The organism is Streptomyces sp. NPDC058758, from assembly GCF_042746075.1.
Taxonomy (GTDB): domain Bacteria; phylum Actinomycetota; class Actinomycetes; order Streptomycetales; family Streptomycetaceae; genus Streptomyces.
In genome coordinates, this window is sequence record NZ_JBHYPS010000009.1 from 206,411 (window position 1) to 231,548 (window position 25,138).

The 25,138-nt window shown below is 74.8% G+C and carries 23 protein-coding genes; 13 read left to right on the top strand and 10 right to left on the bottom strand.

What is annotated here, in order from left to right:
* Positions 1–225 precede the first annotated feature (225 nt).
* The gene (locus ACFW6A_RS14900; protein WP_386482817.1) at positions 226–1,563 is read left to right on the top strand and encodes a hemolysin family protein; all 1,338 of its coding nucleotides are present in this window, start codon (positions 226–228) and stop codon (positions 1,561–1,563) included.
* A complete protein-coding gene (locus ACFW6A_RS14905; RefSeq protein ID WP_386482820.1) occupies positions 1,560–2,612 on the top strand; it encodes a hemolysin family protein in 1,053 nt (350 codons plus the stop codon). The genes ACFW6A_RS14900 and ACFW6A_RS14905 overlap by 4 nt, the downstream gene beginning before the upstream one ends.
* A 77-nt stretch (positions 2,613–2,689) precedes the next feature.
* Here the strand turns inward: ACFW6A_RS14905 and ACFW6A_RS14910 are convergent, their stop codons facing one another.
* Positions 2,690–4,609: an AAA family ATPase gene (locus ACFW6A_RS14910; RefSeq protein ID WP_386482823.1), complete on the bottom strand. Its 1,920-nt coding sequence runs from the start codon at positions 4,607–4,609 to the stop codon at positions 2,690–2,692.
* A 329-nt stretch (positions 4,610–4,938) separates the two neighbouring features.
* Entirely contained in the window at positions 4,939–5,568 is a 630-nt protein-coding gene (locus ACFW6A_RS14915; protein ID WP_386640811.1) for a uridine kinase, read from the bottom strand.
* 182 nt (positions 5,569–5,750) lie between these two features.
* On the opposite strand from ACFW6A_RS14915, the gene ACFW6A_RS14920 reads away from it, so the two are divergent.
* On the top strand, positions 5,751–7,127 hold the full coding sequence (locus ACFW6A_RS14920; RefSeq protein ID WP_386640814.1) for a peptidase C39 family protein: 1,377 nt from the start codon (positions 5,751–5,753) through the stop codon (positions 7,125–7,127).
* Positions 7,128–7,202: 75 nt separating this feature from the next.
* The gene (locus tag ACFW6A_RS14925) at positions 7,203–7,358 is read left to right on the top strand and encodes an SCO1431 family membrane protein (RefSeq protein ID WP_351844328.1); all 156 of its coding nucleotides are present in this window, start codon (positions 7,203–7,205) and stop codon (positions 7,356–7,358) included.
* Positions 7,359–7,385: 27 nt separating this feature from the next.
* Here the strand turns inward: ACFW6A_RS14925 and ACFW6A_RS14930 are convergent, their stop codons facing one another.
* Positions 7,386–7,550 carry a hypothetical protein gene (locus tag ACFW6A_RS14930; RefSeq protein WP_351844330.1) on the bottom strand — a complete coding sequence of 55 codons (165 nt, stop codon included), beginning with the start codon at positions 7,548–7,550 and terminating at the stop codon, positions 7,386–7,388.
* 675 nt (positions 7,551–8,225) lie between these two features.
* On the opposite strand from ACFW6A_RS14930, the gene ACFW6A_RS14935 reads away from it, so the two are divergent.
* Together ACFW6A_RS14935 and ACFW6A_RS14940 are read left to right on the top strand one after the other, a co-directional pair.
* Positions 8,226–9,287, top strand: a complete 1,062-nt coding sequence (locus tag ACFW6A_RS14935) for a hypothetical protein (RefSeq protein WP_386640826.1) — start codon at positions 8,226–8,228, stop codon at positions 9,285–9,287.
* Positions 9,288–9,325: 38 nt separating this feature from the next.
* Positions 9,326–10,429: a phosphotransferase family protein gene (locus ACFW6A_RS14940; RefSeq protein WP_386482551.1), complete on the top strand. Its 1,104-nt coding sequence runs from the start codon at positions 9,326–9,328 to the stop codon at positions 10,427–10,429.
* Between the two features lie 6 nt (positions 10,430–10,435).
* On the opposite strand, the gene ACFW6A_RS14945 is transcribed toward ACFW6A_RS14940, so the two are convergent.
* Positions 10,436–10,804, bottom strand: coding sequence for a hypothetical protein (locus ACFW6A_RS14945; RefSeq protein WP_351844335.1), 369 nt, complete (start codon positions 10,802–10,804; stop codon positions 10,436–10,438).
* A 224-nt stretch (positions 10,805–11,028) separates the two neighbouring features.
* On the opposite strand from ACFW6A_RS14945, the gene ACFW6A_RS14950 reads away from it, so the two are divergent.
* The 4 genes from ACFW6A_RS14950 (at position 11,029) to fxsA (ending at position 15,067) form a co-directional block, all read left to right on the top strand.
* Positions 11,029–11,469 carry an Lrp/AsnC family transcriptional regulator gene (locus ACFW6A_RS14950; RefSeq protein WP_351844337.1) on the top strand — a complete coding sequence of 147 codons (441 nt, stop codon included), beginning with the start codon at positions 11,029–11,031 and terminating at the stop codon, positions 11,467–11,469.
* Positions 11,470–11,478: 9 nt separating this feature from the next.
* The gene (locus ACFW6A_RS14955) at positions 11,479–13,107 is read left to right on the top strand and encodes an amidohydrolase (protein WP_386482544.1); all 1,629 of its coding nucleotides are present in this window, start codon (positions 11,479–11,481) and stop codon (positions 13,105–13,107) included.
* A 495-nt stretch (positions 13,108–13,602) separates the two neighbouring features.
* Positions 13,603–14,382, top strand: a complete 780-nt coding sequence (locus tag ACFW6A_RS14960) for a polyprenol monophosphomannose synthase (protein ID WP_386640829.1) — start codon at positions 13,603–13,605, stop codon at positions 14,380–14,382.
* Between the two features lie 88 nt (positions 14,383–14,470).
* Entirely contained in the window at positions 14,471–15,067 is a 597-nt protein-coding gene (gene fxsA, locus ACFW6A_RS14965) for an FxsA family membrane protein (RefSeq protein ID WP_386482541.1), read from the top strand.
* Positions 15,068–15,217: 150 nt separating this feature from the next.
* On the opposite strand, the gene ACFW6A_RS14970 is transcribed toward fxsA, so the two are convergent.
* From ACFW6A_RS14970 to ACFW6A_RS14985, 4 genes are all read right to left on the bottom strand, one after another.
* Entirely contained in the window at positions 15,218–15,592 is a 375-nt protein-coding gene (locus ACFW6A_RS14970; protein WP_015032218.1) for an RNA polymerase-binding protein RbpA, read from the bottom strand.
* A gap of 255 nt (positions 15,593–15,847) precedes the next feature.
* Positions 15,848–17,230, bottom strand: coding sequence for an MFS transporter (locus tag ACFW6A_RS14975; protein ID WP_386640818.1), 1,383 nt, complete (start codon positions 17,228–17,230; stop codon positions 15,848–15,850).
* A 50-nt stretch (positions 17,231–17,280) separates the two neighbouring features.
* Complete coding sequence (locus ACFW6A_RS14980) at positions 17,281–18,045, bottom strand: glycerophosphodiester phosphodiesterase (protein ID WP_351844347.1); 765 nt, start codon at positions 18,043–18,045, stop codon at positions 17,281–17,283.
* Positions 18,042–18,746: a YitT family protein gene (locus tag ACFW6A_RS14985; protein ID WP_386482534.1), complete on the bottom strand. Its 705-nt coding sequence runs from the start codon at positions 18,744–18,746 to the stop codon at positions 18,042–18,044. The genes ACFW6A_RS14980 and ACFW6A_RS14985 overlap by 4 nt, the downstream gene beginning before the upstream one ends.
* A gap of 133 nt (positions 18,747–18,879) precedes the next feature.
* Between ACFW6A_RS14985 and ACFW6A_RS14990 the strand changes: the two genes are divergently transcribed.
* Positions 18,880–20,379, top strand: a complete 1,500-nt coding sequence (locus ACFW6A_RS14990; protein ID WP_351844351.1) for a PLP-dependent aminotransferase family protein — start codon at positions 18,880–18,882, stop codon at positions 20,377–20,379.
* Positions 20,380–20,477: 98 nt separating this feature from the next.
* Here ACFW6A_RS14990 and ACFW6A_RS14995 read toward each other — a convergent pair whose 3' ends face one another.
* Positions 20,478–22,079, bottom strand: a complete 1,602-nt coding sequence (locus ACFW6A_RS14995) for a hypothetical protein (RefSeq protein ID WP_351844353.1) — start codon at positions 22,077–22,079, stop codon at positions 20,478–20,480.
* Positions 22,080–22,116: 37 nt separating this feature from the next.
* Positions 22,117–22,311 (bottom strand): hypothetical protein, encoded by a 195-nt coding sequence (locus ACFW6A_RS15000; RefSeq protein WP_030493667.1) that lies wholly within the window; start codon positions 22,309–22,311, stop codon positions 22,117–22,119.
* 358 nt (positions 22,312–22,669) lie between these two features.
* Here ACFW6A_RS15000 and ACFW6A_RS15005 point away from each other — a divergent pair, with 358 nt between their 5' ends.
* Together ACFW6A_RS15005 and ACFW6A_RS15010 are read left to right on the top strand one after the other, a co-directional pair.
* On the top strand, positions 22,670–23,062 hold the full coding sequence (locus ACFW6A_RS15005; RefSeq protein ID WP_351844355.1) for an ankyrin repeat domain-containing protein: 393 nt from the start codon (positions 22,670–22,672) through the stop codon (positions 23,060–23,062).
* Between the two features lie 277 nt (positions 23,063–23,339).
* Entirely contained in the window at positions 23,340–24,836 is a 1,497-nt protein-coding gene (locus tag ACFW6A_RS15010) for a HEAT repeat domain-containing protein (protein ID WP_351844357.1), read from the top strand.
* Positions 24,837–25,138 lie beyond the last annotated feature (302 nt).

The following is a 25,138-nucleotide window of genomic DNA, read 5'->3' on the forward strand; positions in this document are numbered from 1 at the left end:
GGACGACCCGGGTCCGTCCCCCATCCGGGGCGTCCCCCCTGCCGCGCGGGGCCCGGGCGTGACTACTCTTGAGGCGGTGGTGCCGGGCGCACCACCGCCTCGCGCGTACGGGCCGCCGCCGGCGGTCGGCGAGGCCACCCTTCGACCCGAGGAGTGACTCCCTCCGGCAATGGACGGATCGTCCGGTAGTACCTGCGCCGCCCCCTCTCCCCACGAGGCGGCGGCATGATCGTCTCCCTGCTGCTCCTGCTGGCAGCCTTCCTCCTGATCCTCGCCAACGGCTTCTTCGTCGCCGCCGAGTTCGGTCTCGTGACCGTCGAGCGCGCGGAGGCCGAGCGGGCCGCGGCCGCCGGTGACCGGCGCGCCCGCACCGTCGTCTCGGCGCTGCGCGAGCTGTCCTTCCAGCTCTCCGGCACCCAGCTCGGCATCACCCTCACCTCGCTGATCGTCGGCATGCTCGCCGAGCCCGCGCTCGCCGGCCTGCTGCGCACCCCGCTGACCGCCACCGGGCTCCCGCCGGGCGCCGTCTCCGGCGTCGCCGTGGTGATCGGCATGCTGCTCGCCTCGGCCGTGCAGATGGTCGTCGGCGAGCTGGTCCCCAAGAACTGGGCGGTCTCCCGGCCGCTCCAGGTCGCCCGCTTCGTCGCCGCCCCGCAGCGCCGCTTCTCCGCCGCCTTCCGGCCGGTGATCGCCCTGCTCAACCGGGTGGCCAACGGACTGGTACGCGCCCTGGGCGTCGAGCCCACCGAGGAGCTGGACTCGGTCCGCACCCCCGGCGAGCTGGAATCCCTCGCCCGGCACTCGGCCCGGGCCGGCGCCCTCGAACAGGACACCGCCGACCTCTTCGTACGGACCCTGTCCCTGGCCGGCCTCACCGCCGAGCAGGTCATGACCCCGCGCGTGAAGGTCAGCGCCCTCCAGTGGGACGCCACCGCGGCCGACGTCCTCAACCTCACCCGGGCCACCGGCCTCTCGCGCTTCCCCGTCTACCGGGACCGCATCGACGAGGTCGTGGGCATGGTCCACCTCAAGGACGCGCTCGCCGTCGCCCCCGACGCCCGCCCGCGGACCTCCGTCGGGCGGATCGCCGTCCCGCCGCTCCTGGTCCCCGAGTCGCTGCCCGTCCAGGCCCTCCTGGAGCGGCTGCGCCGCGAGCAGCCGATCGCCGTCGTCGTCGACGAGTACGGCGGCACGGCCGGCGTGGTCACCCTGGAGGACATCGTCGAGGAGCTGGTCGGCGAGGTCCGCGACGAGCACGACACCGCCGCCGACGCCCGCCCCGAGCTGGCCGCCGCGCCCGCCGAGGACGGCCGTCCGGCCTGGGAGGCCGACGGCTCCTGCCGGGTCCACACGCTGCGCCGGATAGGCCTCGACGTGCCCGACGGCCCGTACGAGACCGTCGCCGGGCTCGTCGCCGACCTCCTCGGCCGGATCCCGGCCCCCGGCGACCGGGCCGAACTGCCCGGCTGGCGGCTCTCGGTCCGCCGGGTCGACCGCTTCCGGGCCGAGCGGGTCCGGATCGTGCGCACCGCCCCGGTGCCGATGGCGGAGGCGGCCCGATGAGCACCCTGCAACTCCTCCTCGCCCTCCTCCTCGTCCTGGCCAACGGCTTCTTCGTCGGCGCCGAGTTCGCGCTCGTCTCCGTCCGCCGCAGCCAGATCGAGCCGCTCGGCGGGACCCGCGCCACGCAGGTGCTGTACGGCCTGGAGAACCTGCCGCGGATGATGGCCGCCGCCCAGTTCGGCATCACCGTCTGCTCGCTCACCCTCGGCGCGGTCGCCGAACCGACCGTCGCCCACCTCCTCGAACCGGCCTTCCACGCCGTCGGCGTGCCGGCCGGTCTCATCCACCCGCTCGGCTACGTGATCGCCCTGGCCGTGGTCGTCTTCCTCCACCTCGTCATCGGCGAGATGGTCCCGAAGAACCTGGCGATGGCGGCGCCCGAGCGGACCGCGCTCTGGCTCGCCCCCGCCCTGGTCGGCTTCGCCCGGCTCTGCCGGCCCGTGACGGCCGCCCTGGGCGCCTGCTCGGCCCTGGTCCTGCGCGCCTTCAAGGTCGAGCCCAAGGACGAGGTGGAGGCGGTCTTCACCAGCGCCCAGCTCGGCCGGCTCGTCGAGGACGCCGGCCAGGCCGGACTCCTCGACCCGGCCGAGCAGGAGCGCCTGGAGGACGCCCTGGAGCTGGGCAGCCGCCCGGTCACCGACGTCCTCATCCCGGCCGCCGCGCTGGTCACCGTCCCCCCGTCGGCCACCCCGCGCGAGATCGAGGAGCTGACCGTCCGGACGGGCTACTCCCGCTTCCCGGTCCGCGCCGAGGGCCGTCAGGCCGTCTTCCTCGGCTTCGTGCACGTCAAGGACGTGCTGGACCTGGAGGAGCGGGAGCGGGGGGTGCCGCAGCAGCTGTGGCGCCCGATGGCGACGCTCCGTGCGGAACTGCCGCTGGACGACGCCCTCACCGTGATGCGGCGGGCGGCGACCCACCTCGCGCAGGTCGCCGACGCCTCCGGCCGGATCCTCGGCCTGGTCGCCCTGGAGGACGTCCTGGAGACGCTGGTGGGCGAGGTCCGCGACCCCGCCCACCGACTGGACCCCGCGCCGGCCCCGGTGGCCTAGGGCCTGCCCGGCCCTTCCCGTCGGGTCCGGCCCGCCCGGCCCGTTCCGACGCCCGTGGTCGGACAGGCCCCGGCGGGTCAGAACGGCGGTTCCTGCTGGGGGCCGCGGTCCGCCGGACCGCGGCCCGACAGCACCTCGCCGTACGCCTGCATGAGGTCCCCGAGCCGCAGGGTGGCCAGGTCCTCGCGGGTCAGCGTGCCGGGACAGCCGGAGAGCCGCAGGTCCCGGTAGGCGCAGGACTTCTCGTACAGGGTGCGCAGGAAGCGGCCGTTGCCCAGCTCGTCGATCCAGCCCTGCTCGACCACGTGGCCGCTGATCGAGCGCAGCTCGTCCAGGGCCTCCTCGTCCCAGCCGTCCCCGTTCGCCGCTGCCAGCACCTCGCCGATCGCGGTCAGTTCGAGCGGCCGGTAGGACGGGAAGTCGACCCGGGTGGTGAAGCGGGAGGAGAGCCCGGGGTTGGCGGCGAGCAGCCGGTCCATGCCCTCCGGGTAGCCGGCCAGGATGACGACGAGGTGGTCCCGGTTGTCCTCGGCCCGCTTCAGCAGCACCTGGAGGGCCTCGTCGCCGTAGGCGTCGCCCTTGCTGTAACCGGAGTTGGAGAGGGCGTACGCCTCGTCGACGAAGAGCACCCCGCCGACCGCCGAGTCGATCAGCTCGTTCGCCTTCACCGCCGTCTGGCCGAGGAACTCGCCGACGAGGTCGGCCCGTTGGGCCTCCACCAGGTGGTCGCCGCCGAGCAGGCCGAGCGCGTAGAAGACCCGTCCCAGGATCCGGGCCACGGTCGTCTTGCCGGTGCCAGACGGCCCGGAGAAGACGAAGTGACGCTTCGGCGGCTGCACCGGCAGGCCCTGCCCGGCCCGCAGCCGGGCCATCTCCAGCTGCGCCGAGAGCGCCTTGACCTGTCGCTTCACCGGTTCGAGCCCGACCATGCCCTCCAGCTCGGCGAGGGCCTCCGCGAGCAGCACCGGGTCCGTCGGCCCGGCGGGGAAGCGCGGCGGCCCGGGCTGCGCGGGAACCGGTGAGCTGTGCCGTACGACCTCCGGGGGCGCGGCCGGCGCGCCGGGCGGCACCGGGTCGGGGGAGCGGCGCAGCCCGTCGCCTCCGGGGGCGGCGGGCTCCGCCTCGGGCCCGGTGGCGGTGTCCGTGCCGTCCGCTCCGGGGCCGGTGCCCAGCGTGCCGAGGGCGACGGCGGCGAGCCCGGCCTGCTCGTCCATGCCGTCGAGCCCGTCGAAGCCGTCGTACTCGGCGATGGCGGCGAGCCGGGCGGCGGTGTCCATGAACGCGGGGTCGACGCGGTGCACCGCGCGGTAGAGGGGGAGGGCGGCGGCGCTGCGGCCGGTGCCCTCGTGGGCGCGGGCGAGCCAGTAGCGCAGTTCCTTGCGCTGGGGCTGCTCGCTGCGGCAGCGCATCAGGGCGGCCGACAGCAGCGGCTCGGCCTGCCCGTACATCTCCAGGCGCACCCGGGCCATGCCGCCGAAGAGGCCGGCCTCGATGCCGAGCAGCGGGTCGTCGACGAGCGGTTCGGTGTGCCGGACGAGCTGTTCCCAGTCCTTGACCAGGTAGGAGCGGCAGGCGTGCAGGAAGCGGACCTGGGGGTCGGTGTCGACCGGCGGCAGTTCGGCGAGGGCCCGGTCCAGCTCCGGCACGTGCCGTCCGTCGAGCCAGTGGGAGGCGTGCGCGAGCAGCAGGTCGCGCGGGCTTTCGAGCACCGGCTGCACCCACCAGCCCAGCCAGTACCAGGAGTTGAGGGTGCGGCGGTGGCGGGCGCGCTGTTCGCCGAAGCGCTCGCGGTTGCGGTACATGCGGAGCAGCGCGGTGGTGGTGTCCACCCGGAGCGCGTGCAGCCCCAGCCAGCCGTCCGCCATGCCGGGATCGATCCGCACCGCGGCCCGGAACTCCTCCTCGGCCTGCGGATAGGCGCCCATCGTGTAGGCGTCCACTCCGCGCAGCCAGGCGAGTTCGGCGGGGGCCTGCGCGCCCTGCGTGCCGATGTCCATCGGGTCCCCCACAACCGTCGGCGTATGGACGGGATTTGACCGCACCTGGGGGCATCGTACCTGCGCAGGGGTGGTGCGCTTAAGGAGAAGCGCAAGATCCGGAAGCGGTGACCCTGGGTGAGCGCAGGAGGTCGGGGAGGGCCCGGAAGGGGCCGGAGAGGCGCCGGGGAGGGGCGCGGAGGGCAGAACGAAGCCCCCGATCACGGGGGAACAACCGGGGGCTTCGTGTCCGCGGCGGCTGTCGAAAGCCGCACATTGAGAACGTAAGACCTGTAAGCCCCCGGGGTCAAGCGCCCTCGGGGCACTTGCGGAAGCGGAATTCCGGGGACTCAGTCCACCGCCATCACGCCGTCACGGTGGGTGATGATCTGGTCCGGGCCCGCCGTCACAGCGGGCCCGGGAAGCCAGTCGTACCCCTCGCCCCGCTCCCGTACCAGGGTGTCGGCGAAGGGCCGCGACGGGTCCTCGGCGAAATGGCGAGTCTCCGCCACCACCCAGCCGTCCCAGAACTCCGCCTGCTCCGGCCCGTCCCGGTGCCGGCCCCGCTCCCAGGAGGCCGCGGCCGGCCGCTCCATCCACAGCAGCCACGCGAGGTGCGGCCGCAGCTCCCGCCGCCCGGACCCCACCCCCTCCACCAGCACCACGGGTGCCGGGGGCAGCGTGCGGGCGGGACCGAAGCGCCGCAGGCTCCAGTCGTACGGCCGGTAGCGGGCGGTCTCGCCGCGCCCCAGCGGATCCAGGACCCCGGCGCGCAGCCGGCCGGTCCAGGCGAAGAGCTCCTCGTGGGTGGCGAGGTCGTCGAGCCGCAGGACGGGCGCGCCGCCGAGCGCGGCGGCGAGCCGGCGGGCGAGCGTGGACTTCCCGGAGCCGGCGTGGCCGTCGACGGCGACCAGCCGGACCGGTCCGAGCGAGGGCGGCAGCCGGCGCAGCGCGCGGGCGGCGCGGTCGAGGTCGTCCATGCGGCCCAGGGTAGGTGAGCGCCGCCCGCGCAGGTCAGCGAGGTGCCGCCGTCAGTGGTCTCTACCCATGACGGTGGCGGCGACGCGGCCCGAAGTGCTGGCGGAGGCCGGGCGGAGCCGGGATAGTGGGCCCGCGCCGCCCCGCCCGATCGCCGTTCCGTCCTCGACTGGGGGTCCTCGCCATGCCCGGATCAGCCTCACGCCGGACCGTCCTCGCCGCAGCGCTCGCGGCCGCCGCGGGCACGGCCGCGGCCGGAGCCCCACCGGCCGCGGCGGCCGGACCGCTCACGCCGGCCGGCCCGGGGGCGGACGCCGCCCTCCGGGCCCCGGCGACCGTCGCCAACCGCTTCTGGTCCACCTTCACCGACTGGCGGACGGGGGACGCCGAAGGCACCCGGGCCGTCGCCGGGCACCGCCCCGGCCTGGTCCTGGACGTCCCCCTGGGCCGCACCGACTACACCGACCCGCACACCGGCCTGACCTCCACCTGGGAGTACGCCCGCTGGACCTCGCCCGCGCACGCCCCCGAGGTGCCGGCCACCGAGGTGATCGCGTCCTGGAACGCCCGCACCCCGGCCGGCACCTGGCTCCAGGTCGAGCTGTCCGGCACGTACTCCGACGGCACCGCCACCCCGTGGTTCGTGATGGGCCGCTGGGCCTCCGGCGACACCGACATCAAGCGCACCTCGGTCGACGACCAGACCGACGGGCGGAGCAGCGTCTGGACCGACACCTTCGCGGTCGACGACCCGGCGAGCGGCCTCCGCCTCGCCTCGTACCGCCTCCGGCTCACCCTCCACCGCCGCCCCGGCACCACCCTCACCCCCACGGTCTGGCGGGTCGGCGCGATGGCCTCGGACGTCCCGGACCGCTTCACCGTCCCGGCCTCCGCGCCCGGCCTCGCCCGCGAGCTGGCCGTCCCGCGCTACTCGCAGAACACCCACGTCGGCCAGTACCCCGAGTACGACAACGGCGGCGAGGCGTGGTGCAGCCCGACCTCCTCGCAGATGATCGTCGAGTACTGGGGCCGGGGCCCGTCCCCGGCCGACCTGGCCTGGGTGAATCCCGACTTCGCGGACCCGCAGGTCTGCCACGCGGCCCGCTTCACCTACGACTTCCAGTACGCCGGCTGCGGCAACTGGCCCTTCAACGCCGCCTACGCCTCCGCCTACCCGGACCTCAACGCCGTCGTCACCCGCCTCCGCTCCCTCACCGACCTGGAGACCCTGATCCGGGCGGGCATCCCGGCCATCACGTCCCAGTCCTTCCGCAAGGAGGAGCTGACCGGCGCCGGCTACGGCACCTCCGGCCACCTGATGACGGTGATCGGCTTCACCGCCGACGGCGACGTGATCGCCAACGACCCCGCCTCCCCGACCAACGAAGCCGTCCGCCGGGTCTACCGCAGGCGCGAGTGGGAGAACATCTGGCTGCGGACCAAGCGGTACAACGCGAGCGGGAAAGTGGTGTCCGGCACAGGAGGGGTCTGCTACCTGTACTTCCCCGACCGGCCGACTCCCGCGCAGCGCAAGGCGCTTCAGGCCGTCGGGGTGCTCTGAGCGGTCCCGGTGCCGGCGGGGGGTGTGAGCGACGTCTCTGGTCCGGGGGCGCCCGGGTGCCTCATGGTGGTGGCCATGAGCGCCACCACCACCCCCGCCGGCCGTCTGTTCGCGCGCACCCGCACGGGCGGTCCCGAGGACGACCGGGGCCCCGAGCTCCTGGAGCACGTCCTCGGCTGGACCCTCGTCGTCCTGCTCGCCGTCCTGGTCACCCGTGCGGGCCTGATGTGACCCGCCGGCCGGCCGTCACGCGTCGGCCTACCGGACCAGGACCCCGCTGACCCGGACGGTCCGGTCGGCCCAGACCGGGCCCGCGGCGAGCCGCGTCCACTCCGCGTCCCGGCGCCCGGGCAGGGTGCGTCCCTGGCTGGCCCAGAGCGAGTACAGCGCCTGGTAGATCGGCGGGTCCGGATGGACCTGCACGGGAGCGGGCGCGGGAAGCGGCGCGGACGCCTGTACGGGTACCGGCGCGGACGTCTGCGCGGGCGCCGGGGCCGTGCTCGGCGCGGGCACGACGGGCGCGGATTCGGGGAGCGGGGCGGGCGGGGGAGTCCGCTCCGGAGCCGGCACCGGAGCCGGGGCCTGCGCGGGAAGCGGTGCCGGGGCCGGAGCCGGCCCCGGTGCGGCGCCGTCGGGGGCGGGGCCGGGTGGGCCCGGCGCCTCCGGGATCAAGTGAAGAACCGATTCTTCACCGCTCGGTTCGGTCTGCCGATGCCGACCGACTCCGCTGGGTGTGGAGTACAGCGTGGTCATGCCCGGACCAACGCGTCCCGGGCCGCCGGGTCACCCCCGGGCGGATTCGGGCGCCAGTTCGCCCCCTACTCATCCCTTATCTGTTCCTTATCCGCCCTTCTTCCGCCGCCCTTCCGTCCGCCTCCGCCCCTCCTTCGCCCCCGCCCCGCCCTGCCCCTCTCCCGCCACCCCTCGCGGCTGCCCCGCCACCCCTAGCAGCCGCCCCTCCGTCCCGCGCACGCCTCTGGTCCTCGCCGTGACACCTGACGTACCGTCAGATCCCTCTCGACGACCAGGAGGTCAGCCGTGGACGACGACCGGCCCGTCGCGCTCGACGAATACCCCGTGCACCAGGCCCCGCTCTCGATGAAGCACCACGTCAGCGGCGACCGGAACGCCTACGACCGCTGCATCTTCCACGTCTTCGACCACGCCGGGCGCGCCCTGCTCATCGCCGGGCTGGGCGTCTACCCCAACACCGGGGTGATCGACGCCTACGCGACCCTGCGCACCGGCGACCGGCTGCACGCCGTCCGCGCCTCCGACGCGCTCGGCGACGACCGGATGCGCCTGGAGGTCGGCCCGCTGCGCATCACCGTCGACGAACCGCTGCGCCGCTTCACCCTGAGCTGCGCCGCCGACCCGGCCGACCCCGACGGGCTCTCCTTCGACCTCGCCTGGACCGGGGACTTCCCCGCCCTCTGGGAACCGCACCACCTCCAGCGCACCGGCGGCCGGCTCACCCTCGAAGGCCGCCGCTTCGTCCAGGCAGGCCGCTGCACGGGGACGATCACCGCCGGCGGCGAGCGGTTCGAGGTCACGGCGGGGGAGTGGACCGGGACCAGGGACCGCAGCTGGGGAGTCCGCCCGATCCCCGGCGAGGAGCCCGGCCGTGCCGCCGAGGCGCGCCCCGAGGGCTTCCACTGGCTCTGGATCCCCATGCGCTTCGACGACCGCTTCGTGATGGTCGTCGCGCAGGAGGACGCCGACGGCTACCGCACCCTCAACCAGGCCCAGCTCGTCCGCGACGGCCGCCGGGACGTCCAGCTCGGCTGGCCCCGCACCGAGATCGCCTACCGGCCCGGCACCCGCCACCCCGAGAGCGCCGTCGTCCACCTCACCGACCCCACCGGCAACCCCCTGGAGATCGGCGTCGAGATCCTCGCCTCCTCCCCGCTCGCCGTCGGCGCGGGCTACCCGCCCGCCGGCGACTGGCAGCACGGCACCTGGCAGGGCCGCGACTGGACCGACCGGCGCGTCTACGACCTCTCCGACCCCGCCGCCCACCCCCTCGCCGGCTACGGCGTCACCGACCACTCCGCCCGCTTCACTCTCGACGGGCGCACCGGTCACGGCATCTTCGAGCACGGTTCCTTCGGCCGCCACGACCCCAGCGGCTTCGCCGACTTCACCTCCACGGCCCGCTGAACCGTCCGCCCCGCCGAGCCGCCCCCGAGGAGACCCGCATGGCCACGGCACCCCGTCCCCGCACCACCACCCGCGACCCCGAGGAGCTGGCCGCCCGGCTCACCGCCTGGCTCGACCGCAGGCTTCCCGGCGCCACCGTCTCCGGCCTCGCCGTCCCCGGCTCCAACGGCATGTCCAGCGAGACGCTGCTCTTCGACCTGGAGCACCCGGACGCCCCCGTCCGCGGCTGCGCCCTGCGGCTGGCCGCCGACCCCGCCGCGTACACCGTCTTCCCCGTCTACGACATGGCCCGCCAGCACCGGGTGATGGCCCTGGTCGCCGAGCACACCGACGTGCCCGTCCCGCGCGTGCTCTGGCTGGAGGAGGACCCCGGACCGCTCGGCGCGCCCTTCTTCGTGATGGCCCGCGCCGAGGGGCGCGTCCCGCCGGACGTCATGCCCTACACGTACGAGGGGAACTGGCTGCACGACGCCACCGACGCCCAACGCGCCGCGCTGGAGGCGGAGTCGGTGGCGGTCCTGGCGCGGCTGCACGACCGGTTCCCGGCGAAGGAGGCCGAGTTCCTTCTCCCCGAGGGCGAGGGGAGCCCGCTCCGCCGCCACGTCGACGCCCAACGCGCCTACTACGCCTGGGTGGTGGGGGGGCTCGCGCCCTCGCCGCTCATCGAGGCCGCCTTCGCGCGGCTGGAGGAGCTGTGGCCGGACGACGAGGGGCCGGCCGTGCTCTGCTGGGGCGACGCCCGCATCGGGAACATCGTCTACGACGGCTTCGCCCCCGCGGCCGTCCTCGACTGGGAGATGGCGGCCTGCGCGCCCCGCGAGGTCGACCTCGGCTGGACCGTCTACCTGCACCGCTTCTTCCAGGACCTGACCGTGAGCTTCGGTCAGCCGGGCCTGCCCGGCTTCCTGCGCCGCGGGGCGGTCGAGCGGCGGTACGCCGAACTGACCGGGCACGTCCCGCGCGCGATGGAGTTCCACACCCTGTACGCGGCACTGCGGCACGCGATCGTCATGCTGAGGATCGCGTACCGCCAGGCGTACTTCGGCGAGGTCGAGGTCCCCGCGGACCCCGACCGGCTCATCCTGCACCACGCCACCCTGGCGGCGATGGTGCGCGGAAGCTACTGGACCGGCGAGGAGTAGCCCCGCTCAGGCCGCGCGGCGCAGCTGCGCCGCGCGGATGGGCCGCGAGCCCGGGCCGCCGATGTGCGAGAAGGGCTGCTTCCGCCAGTCGAGGCCCTGGGGGAGCGTCAGGAGCAGCGCGGTGTCCTGCTCCTGGACCCCGACGCCCTCGTCGGCGGAGACCGCCTCGTCCGCGGACCGGCCGGTGCCGGCACAGACCGTGAGCGTGAAGGGGTTCCACGGCGACGGGCACAGCGCGTGCTCGGGCAGCGCGTCCTCGTCCGCCAGCAGGGCGATCGGCTGATCGCACTCCGGGCAGACGACCCGGAACATCTCAAAGGTGTCGTACGCGTCGAACTCGTCGGACGTGTCGACGGAATCAACGGGCTCCTGCATGGAGAATCTCCCCCTCGGACCGGTCGGCCGGTACTGTGCGGCCGAACCACAGCAAGCCCTTCCCATACGAGACTCCGCATAACCGTGAGCGGAGTTCCGATGCCCGGCCCAAACATGTGGCGTTCGTCACATGCCTGTCGCAGGTGCCCCGTGATCGCCCATAGCGACCCATACGACCCTCTCCCGGCTGGGCCCGGGACCCTTCGGCGCAATAGGGTCGGCGCATGGAGGAGCTGGATCGTCAGATCGTGGAGTTGCTCGTCAAGGACGGGCGCATGAGCTACACCGACCTGGGCAAGGCCACGGGCCTGTCCACGTCGGCCGTGCATCAGCGCGTCCGCCGGCTGGAGCAGCGCGGTGTCATCCGCGGCTATGCCGCCGTCGTCGACCCCGAGGCGGTGGGCCTGCCGCTGACCGCTTTCATCTCGGTCAAACCCTTCGACCCCAGCGCCCCCGACGACACCCCCGACCGGCTCGCCGACATCCCCGAGATCGAGGCCTGCCACAGCGTCGCGGGCGACGAGAACTACATCCTCAAGGTCCGGGTCGCCACCCCCCTGGAGCTGGAGCACCTGCTCAGCCGCATCCGCTCCCAGGCGCACGTCGCCAGCCGCACCACCGTCGTCCTGTCCACCCCGTACGAAGCCAGGCCGCCGCGCATTTAGCCTGGTCGCATGAGCGACACCCTGAACTCCGGCGAACACCGCACCGTGCTCCTGCGCGGTGGAGAAGTCCACAGCCCCGCCGACCCCTTCGCCACCGCCATGGTGGTGGAGCGCGGCCACATCGCCTGGGTGGGCGAGGAGGGCGCCGCCGACGCCTTCGCCTCCGGCGTGGACGAGGTGATCGACCTGGAGGGCGCGCTCGTCACCCCGGCCTTCGTGGACGCCCACGTCCACACCACCGCCACCGGCTTCGCGCTCACCGGGCTCGACCTCTCCTCCGCCGCCTCGCTCGCCGAGGCGGCGGAGCTGATCCGCGCCCACGCCGCCGCCCGCCCCGGGGACCGCATCCTCATCGGGCACGGCTGGGACGCCTCCCGCTGGCCCGAGCGGCGCCCGCTCACGCGCGAGGAGCTGGACGGCCTCACCGGAGGCCGCCCGCTCTACCTCACGCGGATCGACGTCCACTCGGCCGTCGTCACCACCGCGCTGCTCGACCTCGTCCCGGGCGTACGGGACCTCGACGGCTTCCACGACGGCCGCGCCCCGCTCACCGGCGACGCCCACCACGCCGTGCGGGCCGCCGCCTTCGCCGCCGTCTCCCCGGCCCAGCGCACCGAGGCCCAGCGCGCCGCCCGCGCCCACGCCGCCTCCCTCGGCATCGGCACCCTCCACGAGTGCGGCGGGCCGCGGATCTCCTCCGAGGACGACTTCACCGGCCTGCTGGACCTGGCCCGCAGCGAGGCCGGCCCCCGCGTGGCCGGCTACTGGGCCGACCTCGACGTCGAGCGGGCCCGCGCGCTCGGCGCCCTCGGCGCGGCCGGCGACCTCTTCGCCGACGGCTCCCTCGGCTCGCACACCGCCTGCCTCCACGAGCCGTACGCGGACTCCGCCGGCCACTCCGGCTCCGCCCACCTCGACGCCGCGACCATCGCCGCCCACGTCGTCGCCTGCACCGAGGCGGGCCTCCAGGCCGGCTTCCACGCCATCGGCGACGCCGCCGTCACCGCCGTCGTGGAGGGCGTGCGGGCCGCCTCGGAGAAGCTCGGCCTCGCCCGGATCCGGGCCGCCCGGCACCGCGTCGAGCACGCCGAGATGCTCACCCCCGAGACGATCGCCGCCTTCGCCGAGCTGGGCCTCACCGCCTCCGTCCAGCCCGCCTTCGACGCCCTGTGGGGCGGCGAGGACGGCATGTACGCCGAGCGCCTCGGCGCCGAGCGGGCCCGCACCCTCAACCCGTACGCGGCGCTGCTGCGGGCCGGCGTGCCGCTCGCCTTCGGCTCGGACGGCCCGGTCACCCCGCTCGACCCGTGGGGGACCGTCCGCGCCGCCGCCTTCCACCGCACCCCCGAGCACCGGGTCTCGGTCCGCGCCGCCTTCACCGCCCACACCCGCGGCGGCTGGCGCGCGGTCGGACGGGACGACGCCGGCACCCTGGTGCCCGGCGCCCCCGCCGACTACGCGGTCTGGCGGACCGGTGACCTGGTCGTCCAGGCGCCCGACGACCGGGTGGCCCGCTGGTCCACCGACCCGCGCTCCGGAACGCCCGGTCTGCCCGATCTGTCCCCGGGGGTCGAGCTCCCCGTCTGCCTGCGGACCGTGGTGTACGGACAGACGGTTTTCGTACGACCGAACGAGTGATGTGCGGTTGACGACCCCCCGGATGTACGCACCACGGGTTCCTCCCGGACCTGCGGCTCTTCCCGCCCGGCCTGCGGCTTCTCGGGAACCCCGCAGGTCAAACGGGTGTTGACAGCCGACCGCCATGGCCCGGTAGGTTCTCCCGCGTCCACCACAGGACGTCCGACCGGACCACGCCTCCTCGCCGGCGCCGACCGCCGCCCGCGCCTCGGCCGCGAGGGAAGGCCTTCCCGGCGGAAGGTGCGACCCGGGTGGGGCCCGGACGTTCAGTAGACAACGGCCTCGTGCCGATCCGCAGCCGGCGGGTCCCGGGTCGGACCGAAGGACGTCGGGCCCCGCACCGCACCCCGTCCTGCCCGTCGTGCCGCACGTCCCGCCCCCGCCGTGCCGCCCGCCTCCGCGATCACGTCGCCGGTCTCACACCACCCATGCCACAGGGATACTCCAGGGACCTCGCTAAGGTGGGGGTCCATGTCAGAATCCGAAGGGGCAGTAGTGAACGACGGTGGCCAGAGGCGTTACGGCCCGCTCGGCGACGTGCTGGTGATCATTCCGACCTACAACGAGGCGGAGAACATCAGGCCGATCGTCTCGCGCGTACGGGAGGCGGTGCCGGAGGCCCACGTGCTGGTCGCCGACGACAACAGCCCGGACGGCACGGGCAAGTTCGCCGACGAGATCGCCGCCGACGACGACCACGTCCACGTCCTGCACCGCAAGGGCAAGGAAGGGCTGGGCGCCGCCTACCTCGCGGGCTTCCGCTGGGGCATGGAGAACGGCTACGGGGTCCTCGTCGAGATGGACGCCGACGGCTCCCACCAGCCCGAGGAGCTGCCCCGGCTGCTCACCGCGCTCAAGGGCGCCGACCTCGTCCTCGGCTCCCGCTGGGTGCCCGGCGGCCGGATCGTGAACTGGCCGAAGTCCCGCGAGTTCATCTCGCGCGGCGGCAGCCTGTACTCCCGCCTCATGCTCGACGTCCCCATCCGCGACGTCACCGGCGGCTACCGCGCCTTCCGCAAGGAGACCCTCCAGGGACTCGGCCTGGAGGACGTCGCCTCGGCCGGCTACTGCTTCCAGGTCGACCTCGCCCGCCGCGCCGTCGCCTCCGGCTTCCACGTCGTCGAGGTCCCCATCACCTTCGTCGAGCGCGAGATCGGCGACTCCAAGATGAGCCGGAACATCGTCGTCGAGGCGCTCTGGCGGGTCACCGGCTGGGGCGTGACCGCCCGCGCCGAGAAGCTCTCCAAGGCCCTGGGTGGCCGCAAGGGCGCCTGATCCCGCCCGCCCGGCCCCCGGCGTTCCGCCTCCGGGGGCCGATCCTTCCTTTACGGCGTTCCTGCGGCGGCCCAGGCACACTGGGGGCATGACGACAGGCGCACCGCCCCCTCTCGCCCCGAAGCGCTCCCGGGCGCGCACCTTCCTCCCGCTGGGCCTCGCCGTCTGGCTGGTCCTGGAGATCTGGCTGCTCACGGTCGTGGCGGACGCGGCCGGCGGGCTGACGGTCCTGCTCCTCCTGGTCGGCGGCGCCGTGCTCGGCGCGACGGTGATCAAGCGGGCCGGCCGCCGGGCCTTCGCCAACCTCACCTCCACCTTCCAGCAGGCCCAGGCCGCCGCGCAGGGCGGCACGGTCCCGGACGCGGCCGACCGCAGGGGCGCCGGGGACCGCAACGGCTTCCTGATGCTCGGCGGGCTGCTCCTGATGATCCCCGGTCTGATCTCGGACGCCGCGGGCCTGCTGCTCCTCGTGCCCCCGGTCCGCACGGCCCTCGGGCGCGCCGCGGAGAAGTCGGTCGAGCGCCGGATGGCCGCCGCGCCTCCCGGAAGCCTCCAGGACGCCTTCCAGCAGGCCCGCATCCACCGCCCGGACGGGAAGGTGGTCCAGGGCGAGGTCATCCGCGACGACGCCCCCCAGGGCCCGTACGGCCCCTCCGGCGGACAGCGCCCGCCCCTGACCCCCTGACCCGGCGGCGTACGCGCAGGCCCGTGGCGGGAACGCCGGCCCGCGCACCCGGACCTTCGGCCGGCGCGCGGCCGGTACGGGAGAACGCCGAGGGGCCCGGTACACGGATCGTGTACCGGGCCCCTCGGCGTTGCTCTGCCGGGCCGTCCGTCAGGCGGACTTGCGGCTGTCGCGCGGATGCACCGCGATGTTCATGGCGCCGGAGCGCAGGACGGCCAGCCTTTCGGCGAGGACCTCCTCCAGCTCCTCACGGGTACGCCGCTCCATGAGCATGTCCCAGTGCGTACGCGCCGGCTTGCCCTTCTTCTCCTCGGGTCCGTCGCCGTCCACCAGGAGTGCCTGGATTCCGCAGACCTTGCATTCCCACTCCGGCGGGATCTCCGCCTCCACCGAGAAGGGCATCTCAAAACGATGGCCCTTCTCGCATGCGTACTCCACGGCCTGGCGCGGGGCCAGATCGATGCCGCGGTCGGTCTCGTAGCTGGTCACCACGAGGCGCGTGCCGCGAAGAGCTCGCTCACTCATGAATCGTGCCTCCCGGGCTTGTCGCCCACAGGACAGGTGTCGCTGTCGTCGTCATCCGGTCAACGTCCGGTCGGCGAGAAAGATTCCCGTTCCGGGTAATGCGTCGCCCGTCGTGCCGCCCCTTGTTGTACCCACCAGTGACCGATTTGTCACATCTGGCGGCAGATGTGACACGGCGTCTTCACCAAAGCAGCACGCAGTAACGGTCCGCCCGGCAGGCCAAACGCGTACACTACCGGCCTTTCACTTCCGCGTCTAAATTCGTTCGGGCACGACATTCCCCGCCTTCCTCACCGCCTCCCGCACGGGTACCCGCGCCAGCAGCGCGAAACCGGCCACGAAGAAGATCACGAGGGAGATGATGGCAGCTCGGTAGCTGTCCGTCAGCTGATACACGAGCCCGAACACCAGCGGCCCCAGCCAGCTCAGCCCGCGGTCGCTCAGCTCGTACGCCGAGAAGTACTCCGCCTCCTTGCCCTCCGGCACCAGGTGCGAGAACAGCGAGCGGGACAGCGCCTGGGTCCCGCCCATCACCAGTCCGATGGCCGCCGCCAGGCAGTAGAAGAAGAGCGGGGCCCCGGCCGGCAGCAGGTAACCGGCCAGGAGGATGCCCGTCCACACGACGAGCGAGCCGAGGATCGTCCGCTTGGCGCCGTACGTCCGGGCGAACCGGGCCATCAGGAGGGCGCCCGCCACGGCCAGCACCTGCACCAGCAGCACCGCCGTGATGAGCGTGGTCTCCTCCAGGCCCAGCTCCTTCTTGCCGAAGATCGCCGCCTGCGAGATCACCGTCTGCACCCCGTCGTTGTAGACGAGGTAGGCCAGCAGGAAGGCCAGCGTCAGCGGGTGCCGGCGCATGTCCCGGAGGGTCGACCGCAGCTGCCGCCAGCCCGCGCCCACCGCGCCGCCGCCCGCCGGCCGGTCCGCGCCGGCGGCCGCGGAGGGCAGCCGCCGGTCGCGCAGCCGCCGCAGCGGGATCAGCGCGAAGGCGCCCCACCACAGACCCGCCGAGGCCAGGCAGATCCGGACCGCCTCCCCCTTCTCCAGGCCGAAGGACGCGTGGGCGGAGTACAGGACGAGGTTGAGCACCAGGACGAGGGCGCCCGAGGCGTAGCCGAAGGCCCAGCCCCGCGAGGAGACCCGGTCCCGTTCGTCCGGGCCGGAGATCTGCGGCAGGTAGGCGTTGTAGAGCATCATCGCGACCGCGAAGGAGGCGTTCGCCACGATCAGCAGGAAGGCGCCCAGCAGGTAGCGGCTGCCCTCCAGGAAGAACATCCCCGTCGTCGCGGCCGCCCCCAGGTACGCCGCCGCCGCGAGCAGCGGCTTCTTGCGGCCCCTGCGGTCCGCCGCCGCGCTCACCAGCGGCATCGCCACGATGGCCACCACCAGCGAGAGGGACACGGTGTAGGAGAAGAGCGAGCCCGGTGCCACGGGGATGCCGAGCGGGTACAGCGTCCCGTCCTCGCCGCCGGCGGCCGTCTCGGCCACCTCGGTGAGGTACGGCCCCAGGAACACGGTCACGACGCTGGTCGAGTAGACCGAGCAGGCGAAGTCGTAGAAGTACCAGCCGCGCTGCTCCCGTCTGCGCTCGGCCGGATCGGTGATGGGCCCCTCAGGACCGGTCGTCTCGGCGGTCACGGCCGCACGCCCCCCTCGCTCGTCCCCGTCGCCCGGCTGCCCGCCCGGCCTCAGGCCCACGCCCCGCGGGCGGTGAGGACCTCGCGCAGCGTCTCCAGATGATCGGTCATGATGCCATCCACCCCCAGGTCGAGGAGAGACTCCATGCGCCCCGGATCGTTCACGGTCCACACGTGCACCTGGAGCCCGCGCGCGTGCGCCGCCCGGACGAAGCGGCGGTCCACCACGCGGATCCCGCCCTGCGTCTCCGGGACCTGCGCCGCCACCGCGCCGGCCCGCAGCGGGGCGGGGAGCCCGAGCGAGCGCATCCGCAGCGCCGCGACCCCGCTCACGCCGTACGAGGTGGCCAGCCGGGGGCCGGCGAGCCGCTGCGCCCGCGCCACCCGGGCCTCCGTGAAGGAGCTGACCAGGACCCGGTCCCAGGCGCCGGTGCGGGAGATCAGGTCCACCAGCGGGGCGAGCGCCGACTCGGTCTTGAGGTCCACGTTCCAGCGGGCCTCGGGGAACTCCTGGAGCAGGTCCTCGAAGAGCGGCAGCGGCTCCTTGCCGGCCACCCGGGCCTCCCGCACCGCCGCCCACGGCAGGTCGCGGATGCGGCCCGGGGTGTCCGTCACCCGGTCCAGGGTCGCGTCGTGGAAGGCGACGAGCACCCCGTCGGCGGTGGTGTGCACGTCGGTCTCGAAATAGCGGTAGCCCGCCGCGGCGGCCCGGCGGAAGGCGGCCGCGGTGTTCTCCAGGCCGTCCGCCGTGCCGCCCCGGTGGGCGAAGGGCAGCGGGAGCGGGTGGTCGAGATAGGGGTGGCGTACGCGAGTCACCGCCGCAGTATGGCGCCTTCCGGTGACGCGGGGGCGACGGCGGTGCCGACGGCGTCCGGCCCCGGGGTGGCCCCGGGCCCCCCGGCGGCCGCCGCCTCGGGGACGGCGAAGAAGCGGAGGAAGAACTGGGCGAGCGGGCCGATCGACAGCGCGTAGAGGAGCGTGCCGACGCCGACGGAACCGCCGAGCAGGAAGCCGCTGGTGACCACCGCGACCTCGATCAGGGTCCGGGTCAGCCGGATCGACCGGCCGGTCACCCGGTGCAGCCCGGTCATCAGGCCGTCGCGCGGGCCGGGGCCGAAGCGGGCCGCGATGTACAGACCGGTGGCCAGGCCGTTCAGCACGATGCCCAGGACCATGAGGGCGATCCGGACCGCCGGCCCGTGGCCGTCCGGCAGCAGCGCCAGGGTGCCGTCCATGGCCAGGCCGATCACGAAGACGTTCGACACCGTGCCCAGGCCGGGCCGCTGCCGGATCGGGATCCACAGCAGCAGGACGGCCGCGCCGACGATGATCGACACCACCCCGATCGTCAGCCCGGTGAGCCCGGCCAGCCCCTGGTGGAGCACGTTCCACGGCTCCATGCCGAGCCCCGCCCTGACCAGCAGCGCCGAGCTCACCCCGTACAGGGTCAGGCCGGCGTAGAGCTGGACCAGCCGACGGGTCAGGTGCCGGCCGCGGGTGCCGGAGGCGATGGACATGAACGTGCCCCCCTGGGGTGGTGACGGGTGTGGAGCGCGGCCCGGTGTGGTGACGGTGGACCGACCCATGCCACTCTGTGGCGGGAGAACGGATGCCAACCATGGCCAATTCGAGGAAGGTGGACTGATTTCCATGGCTCAGTGGACTTCGGCCGTCGGGGCCGCCCAGCTCGCGCGGCAGCTCCGGGCGCAGCAGCCCCGCCCGGCGGGCCCCGGCACGCGGAAGCCGCCCGCCTACCGCGCCCTGGCCGACGGCATCCGCCTGCTCGTCCTGGAGGGCCGGGTGCCGGTCGCCGCCCGGCTGCCCGCCGAACGCGAACTCGCCCTCGCCCTCACCGTCAGCCGCACCACCGTGGCCGCCGCCTACGAGGCGCTGCGCACCGAGGGCTTCCTGGAGTCCCGGCGCGGCGCCGGCAGCTGGACCGCCGTCCCGGCCGGCAACCCGCTGCCCGCGCGCGGCCTCGAACCGCTGCCCCCGGAGACCCTCGGCTCCCTCATCGACCTCGGCTGCGCGGCCCTCCCCGCCCCCGAGCCCTGGCTGACCCGCAGCGTCCAGGGAGCCCTGGAGGAGCTGCCGCCGTACGCGCACACCCACGGCGACTACCCGGCCGGACTGCCCGCGCTGCGCGCCACGCTCGCCGAGCGCTACACCGCCCGCGGCATCCCGACCATGCCCGAGCAGATCATGGTCACCACCGGAGCCATGGGCGCCATCGACGCCATCTGCCACCTCTTCGCCGGCCGCGGCGAGCGGATCGCCGTCGAGTCCCCCTCGTACGCCAACATCCTCCAGCTCATGCGTGAGGCTGGCGCCCGGCTGGTCCCCGTCGCCATGTCCGAGGGGCTCGGCAGCTGGGACCTCGGCCGCTGGCGCCAGGTGCTGCGCGACGCCGCGCCCCGCCTCGCGTACGTCGTCGCCGACTTCCACAACCCGACCGGCGCCCTCGCCGACGAGGACCAGCGGCGGGGGCTCGTGGAGGCCGCCCGCGCGGCCGGCACCGTCCTGGTCGTCGACGAGACCATGACCGAGCTGCACCTCGACGAGGACGTGCGGATGCCCCGGCCGGTCTGCGCCTTCGACCCGGCCGGCTCCACGGTCCTCACCGTCGGCTCGGCCAGCAAGGCCTTCTGGGCCGGGATGCGGATCGGCTGGGTGCGCGCCGCCCCCGACGTCATCCGCTCCCTGGTCGCCGCCCGCGCCTACGCCGACCTGGGCACCCCCGTCCTGGAGCAGCTGGGCGTCAACTGGCTGATGCGCACCGGCGGCTGGGAGGAGGCGGTCTCCCTGCGCCGGGCCCAGGCGCGGGAGAACCGGGACGCGCTCGTCGCCGCGGTCCGCAGGGAGCTGCCGGAGTGGGGGTTCGAGGTGCCGAAGGGCGGGCTGACGCTCTGGGTGCGCACCGGCGGGCTCTCCGGCTCCCGGCTGGCCGAGGCGGGCGAGCGGGTCGGCGTCCGGGTGCCCTCCGGGCCGCGCTTCGGCGTCGACGGCGCCTTCGAGGGGTACATCCGGCTCCCGTTCACGGTCGGCGGCCCGGTCGCCGAGGAGGCCGCGGCCCGGCTCGCCGCCGCGGCCCGGCTGGTGGAGTCGGGCCTCGGCGGGGGAGTGGAGCCGCCCCGGACGTTCGTGGCCTGAGCCGGCGGGCCCGGCGGCCTCCCCGCGCGCGTGGGACGGCGAAGGCCGGTACGGACCGCGGGTCCGTACCGGCCTTCGCCGGGTGCGCGGGGCCGCCGTCAGCCTTCCGCCGGGACCGGAGCGTGCCGGGGGAGGGGGCCGGGGGTCGGCTCGGCCGCCGCCTCGGGGACCTTCTCCAGCGCCACCGTGGCCGCCGCCCGCCGCTCCGGCAGCAGGTCGAGGACGGCCTGCCGGTCGGTGTCGCCGACGGCGTCGTCGTACGGGTCGGGCGTGGCCGGCACCTGGAGCCGCAGGACCGGGCCGGTGCCGAGACGGGCGTAGCCGCGGCCCGGCGGGACCTGCGGGGTCGGGGTGGTGTGCGGCGCGGCGCCCAGCACCGCGGCGATCTGCTCGGGGGAGGCGGGGCCGAGCACCACGCGGGCGCGGGTGTGCGCGCGTACCCCCTCGTGGAGGGCGTCGGCGGTGTCGAACTGCTCCGCCACCACCACCGTCACCTGCGCCGCCCGGCCGTGCCGCAGCGGCACCTGGAGCAGCTCCTGGGGGTCGGGGCGGCCCTCGGAGGCGGCCAGGTGGCCCAGTGCGCCGGGACGGTCGAGGAGGATCCACAGCGGGCGGCGGGTGTCCGCCGGGGCGGGGTGGCCGGCCTGCCGGGCGCGGTTGGCGGAGATCAGCCGCCGCTCGGTCTCGTGGGAGGCCCATTCGAGGCTCTCCAGGGCTCCGGACAGCTCGCTCTCGACGCCGAGGACGCCGTCGCGGCCGACCAGGCAGGCGTACTCGCCGGCGCCCGCTCCGTCCACGATCAGCACGTCGCCGTGGGCGAGGGCCTGGAGCGCGAGGGAGCGCAGCAGGGAGGTGGTGCCGCTGCCGGGCTGGCCGACGGCGAGCAGATGGGGCTCGGTGGAGCGGGGGCCGGTGCGCCAGACGACGGCCGGCGCGTCCTCGGAGCCGTCGGCCGAGACCACCGGCACGGTCCGCTGCACGGCCTCGGCGTCGGTGAAGCCGAGCACGGTCTCGCCCGGCGCGGTGACGAACCGCTGGGCGGCGATGGTGGTCGGGAGGGCGGGCAGCACGTGCATGACGAGCCGGTTGCCCTCCTCGTCCCAGTCGAAGAGGTATTCGCGGCCGCGTCCCGACTTGGCGTGGAGCAGCTGCTCGATGCGGGCGCGCGAGGCGGCCTCGCCGTCGGTGAAGTAGGGCGGGTAGGAGATCCGCAGCCGCGTCAGGCGGCCGTTCTCGTCGAAGGCGTGGTCGCCGAAGGCCCGGGCCCAGTCGCCGCCGTGGGCGAAGAGCGGCTCGGGGTCCTCGGGGACGGAGAAGTACGGCACCAGGGCCTCGTACAGGCCCTTGAGGCGGGCCGTCTCCGCCTCGTCGGGGCCGGTCTTCACGACCGGTTTCTCACGCCCCTTCCACGCGGCGGCACCCATGAGCGCGACGAGCGCGAGCAGCGGCCCGTACGGCGCGAGGGCGACGACCAGGACGCAGGCCGCGACCAGGAACAGCGTGGGACCTCGCCGTTCCTTGGGGGTCGCGGCCCACTTGGCGCGCGCGGCGGCGGCCAGTTTCCGCAGACCTCGGGAGACCGTGATCAGCGGGTGGAGCACGTCGGTGGCGCTGTCGGCGGCCGACCGCGCGATCTCTCGGCTGCGCGCGAGCTGCGCGCTGCCGCTGCTCAGAATGCGGGGGAGTGGTCGCGGGGCCACGTCGTACTCCTGGAGGGGTGGAAGGGGGTGAGAGGCGTCAGAACTTGATTCCGCCCAGCAGGCCGGCCAGGCTCTGGCCGCCCGCGGTGATGCTCGGTGCGATGGCGGTGCCCGCCAGGTAGAAGCCGAAGAGCGCGCAGACGAGGGCGTGCGAGGCCTTGAGGCCGTCCTTCTTGAAGAACAGGAAGCAGATGATGCCGAGCAGGACGACGCCTGAGATGGACAGGATCATGGGGTGTTCTCCTGGTTGAGGGGACAGTCACGAGGAGTCCTTCCAGGTTCACGGCGAGTATCTATGTGACTAAAGGTTCATTCGGGTGAATAGCGGGCGTTTTCACTTGACCGGCGGACGCCGATCGCCGTCCCGGGTGGCGAAACCGCCGAAGTGGGGTAAGGGGAGGTCGAGGAGGCCGGTCACGGGTGGTGGACGCCGTGATCCTTGCCTCGGCCGGACGCGGTCATGTCACCGTGCGGGCAGTACCCTGTCGATTCACTCGTACGGCCTCGCTTGCCGTGCGCAGGTCAAGGGCAGGCGGTACCGGGCGACACGCGCGCGGGACGCAGGCGGAGCACGGAAGGCGGTTGTGAAGATGAGCGAGACCCCGGACCCCGAGGTCGTCGAGCTGGCGTCGAAGGTCTTCGACCTGGCGCGCACCGGCGACTCCGCCGCCCTCGCCGCCTACGTCGACGCGGGCGTCCCCGCGAACCTCACCAACGACCGGGGCGACTCCCTCGTCATGCTCGCCGCCTACCACGGCCACGCCGCGGCGGTCACCGCCCTCCTGGAGCGCGGCGCCGACGCCGACCGCGCCAACGACCGCGGCCAGACCCCGCTCGCCGGAGCCGTCTTCAAGGGCGAGGACGCCGTGATCCGCGCCCTCCTCGCCGGCGGGGCGAATCCGGAGTCCGGCACTCCGTCCGCCGTGGACACCGCCCGCATGTTCGGCAGGACCGAACTCCTGGAGCTCTTCACCACCCGGTGAACGAGGCCTGAACCCCAGGTGGGAACGGTGCCGTAAATGTGGTCGCGGCCATGGAGACGGTCGGTCATCATGACGACAAGCCCGGCCGTCCGACCGGGCCACGGACGAGAGGCAGAGGAAGATGAGCAGCGCGCACAAGCGACGTACGACGGACGGCCGGACGACATGTTGTCCCGCGGCCTACTAGGGCGGCCACCGCGCGGACGGGCCCAGCGCCCGCCCCGGTCCACCCCGGTCCACCCCGTCGTGTCGACAGCTTGATGTGAGGCGTCTTCCCATGTTCGAACCAGCCATAGCGCCGAGCGGCACCCTGCTCGGCCTGCTGCAGCGGGGCCGCGGCGACGGCACCCTGCACGCCCTCGCCGCCCCCCGCGCCGAGGCCCTCGCGGCCCTCGACCACTGCGTGCTCGCCGACCCCCGCCACGACTGGCGGGTCGAGAACCGCTCCCTCTACTACGCCCGGCTCTACCTCGACCTCCACGGAGGCCTGGAGGCCGTCGAGGCGCACCTCTTCGCCGCCGAGGACCACCTCGACGCCGAGGAGCACCGCACCGGGCTCGCCCTCGCCGTCCTCGGTCACCTGGCCTCCTACGGCCGCCACGACGCCCTGCTCCTGCTCCGGCGCTACGCGGCCACCGGAGCCAACTGGACCTGGGCCCTCGACGAGCTGGCCCTCCGCGACGACGACGCCGGCCTGCGCTCCCTCGCCGAGCCCGTCCTCGCCCGCTTCCCCCGGGACGAGGAGGGCGACGCGCGGCTCGCCGGCACCGTCCGCGACGCCTTCGAGCCCCGCCCCTGGCGGCTGTGGGCCGAGGACCGGCGGGACGCCGTCGGCGGCCGCGTCCGCGCCGCCCGGGAGCACGGGTCCTTCGACCGCTGGCAGCGACAGCTGCGCCCCACCGGGCCCCGCCCCGGCTGGAGCGTCCGCGCCGTCCTCGACTGGGCCCAGGAGGGGTACGAGCGCGGCGCCGACCTCGCCGGCCCCGCCGCCCGCTGCCTGGCCGCCGTGGCCGGGCCGGAGGACCGCCCCGAGCTGCTCGCCGCCGGCCGCCGGGGCGCCCCCGGCGCCCGGGCCGCCGTCCTGCACCACCTGGCCGCCCTCCGCGACCCCGCCGTCCTCGACCTCGTCGAGGCCGCCGCCGACGCCGTGCACCCCCTCGACACGGCCGCCGGCACCGCGCACGGACAGGCCGGGCCGTACGCCGACGTCCCCGGGGCCGTCGACCGCGACGCCCTGGCCGTCGCCCGGGCCGCCGTCACCGCCTACCTCCGCATGTGCGGCGAGGACGCGGTCGCCCGCGCCCGCGCCTGGATCCACCGCGCCGACCCCCTCGGCGCCGCCGCCGGCGAGACCCTCGCCGCGCGCGGCGAGGACCGCGACGCCGGGCTCGTCCTCGGCGCCCTGCGCACGGCCGTCCGCGCCGCCGGGCCCGACGCGGCCGTCCTCGGCGCCCTCGTCGACGGCGCCGGACGCCTCGGCATCGCCTGCGCGGCCCCCGTGCTGCGCCACGTCTACCGGGAGACGGCCTCCTCCCAGCTGCGCGGCCGCACGGCCCGCGCCCTCGCGGCCACCGACCCCTCCTTCGCGAGCGGCTTCGCGGTCGAGTGCCTCTGGGACTGCGAGGAGACCACCCGCGAGATCGCGGCCCAGCACGCCGAGACGGCCGACGCGCGCGTGGCCGAGCGATTGCGCCGCCTCGCCGCCGATCCGGCCGAGGAGGTCGAGGTCCAGACGGCGGTCCGCAACCGCATCGGCCCCGACCTCCAGGTCTGACCCGGCCCCACCACCGCCCCGGCCCGGGGCGGCGCGGCCCCCGGCGGCACACCGCCGAGCGGGGCCCCGCCCCGGGACCGGACGGGCCCGACCCCGCCGTCGGTACGGTTCCGGGGACGTGCCCCTGTCGTCGGTACGGTTCCGGGGACGTGCCCCTGTCGTCGGTACGGTTCCGGGCCCGGCCCCGCCGTCCCTGCGGCACCGGTGCCGCAGGGGCGGCCGGGGGGGGGGGGGGATAATGAACGGGAGGTTCCCCCGCGGGCCCATAACCCCGCGGGGGGGGACCCCGCGGGGCCCCCAGA